Origin of the sequence: Streptomyces sp. NPDC056128 (assembly GCF_042263835.1) — a bacterium.
Taxonomy (GTDB): Bacteria; Actinomycetota; Actinomycetes; order Streptomycetales; family Streptomycetaceae; genus Streptomyces.
Genome location: NZ_JBHJVQ010000090.1, coordinates 1 through 1,561, shown reverse-complemented (window position 1 = coordinate 1,561; position 1,561 = coordinate 1). Strand labels below are relative to the sequence as shown.

The 1,561-nt window shown below is 54.1% G+C and carries 1 tRNA gene and 2 rRNA genes; all 3 read right to left on the bottom strand.

From position 1 onward, the window contains the following. Positions 1-72: 72 nt before the first annotated feature. Positions 73-148, bottom strand: a tRNA-Val gene (locus tag ACFC1X_RS40755). A 23-nt stretch (positions 149-171) separates the two neighbouring features. Beyond that, a 5S ribosomal RNA gene (gene rrf / locus ACFC1X_RS40750) occupies positions 172-287 on the bottom strand. A 50-nt stretch (positions 288-337) separates the two neighbouring features. Next, positions 338-1,561 (bottom strand): 23S ribosomal RNA (locus ACFC1X_RS40745); the annotation flags it as partial.

The following is a 1,561-nucleotide window of genomic DNA, read 5'->3' as shown; positions in this document are numbered from 1 at the left end:
CAAGAGGACTTGAACCCCCAACCTACTGATTACAAGTCAGTTGCTCTACCAATTGAGCTAGGCCGGCAAATATGGTGGAGGATGACGGGCTCGAACCGCCGACCCTCTGCTTGTAAGGCAGATGCTCTCCCAGCTGAGCTAATCCTCCATATATTACACTTACGTGTAATAGCTTGGCGGCGTCCTACTCTCACAGGGGGAAACCCCCAACTACCATCGGCGCTGAAGAGCTTAACTTCCGTGTTCGGCATGGGAACGGGTGTGACCTCTTCGCTATCGCCACCAAACCATTGAGAGTGTTCTCTCAAAACTAGATAACAATAAGCATACATTCAAATTGGTTAAGTCCTCGATCGATTAGTATCTGTCAGCTCCATGTGTCGCCACACTTCCACCTCAGACCTATCAACCTGATCATCTTTCAGGGATCTTACTTCCTTGCGGAATGGGAAATCTCATCTTGAGGGGGGCTTCATGCTTAGATGCTTTCAGCACTTATCCCGTCCGCACATAGCTACCCAGCGATGCCCTTGGCAGAACAACTGGTACACCAGCGGTGCGTCCATCCCGGTCCTCTCGTACTAAGGACAGCTCCTCTCAAATTTCCTGCGCCCGCGACGGATAGGGACCGAACTGTCTCACGACGTTCTGAACCCAGCTCGCGTACCGCTTTAATGGGCGAACAGCCCAACCCTTGGGACCGACTACAGCCCCAGGATGCGATGAGCCGACATCGAGGTGCCAAACCTCCCCGTCGATGTGGACTCTTGGGGGAGATAAGCCTGTTATCCCCGGGGTAGCTTTTATCCGTTGAGCGATGGCCCTTCCATGCGGAACCACCGGATCACTAAGCCCGACTTTCGTCCCTGCTCGACTTGTAGGTCTCGCAGTCAAGCTCCCTTGTGCCTTTACACTCTGCGAATGATTTCCAACCATTCTGAGGGAACCTTTGGGCGCCTCCGTTACCTTTTAGGAGGCGACCGCCCCAGTCAAACTGCCCACCTGACACTGTCTCCCCGCCCGATAAGGGCGGCGGGTTAGAAGGTCAATACAGCCAGGGTAGTATCCCACCGATGCCTCCACCGAAGCTAGCGCTCCGGTTTCCAAGGCTCCTACCTATCCTGTACAAGCTGTACCAACATTCAATATCAGGCTGCAGTAAAGCTCCACGGGGTCTTTCCGTCCTGTCGCGGGTAACCTGCATCTTCACAGGTACTATAATTTCACCGAGTCTCTCGTTGAGACAGTGCCCAGATCGTTGCGCCTTTCGTGCGGGTCGGAACTTACCCGACAAGGAATTTCGCTACCTTAGGACCGTTATAGTTACGGCCGCCGTTTACTGGGGCTTCAATTCGCACCTTCGCTTACGCTAAGCGCTCCTCTTAACCTTCCAGCACCGGGCAGGCGTCAGCCCCTATACTTCGCCTTACGGCTTCGCAGAGACCTGTGTTTTTGCTAAACAGTCGCCTGGGCCTATTCACTGCGGCTCTCTCGGGCTTTCACCCTAACAGAGCACCCCTTCTCCCGAAGTTACGGGGTCATTTTGCCGAGTTCCTTAACG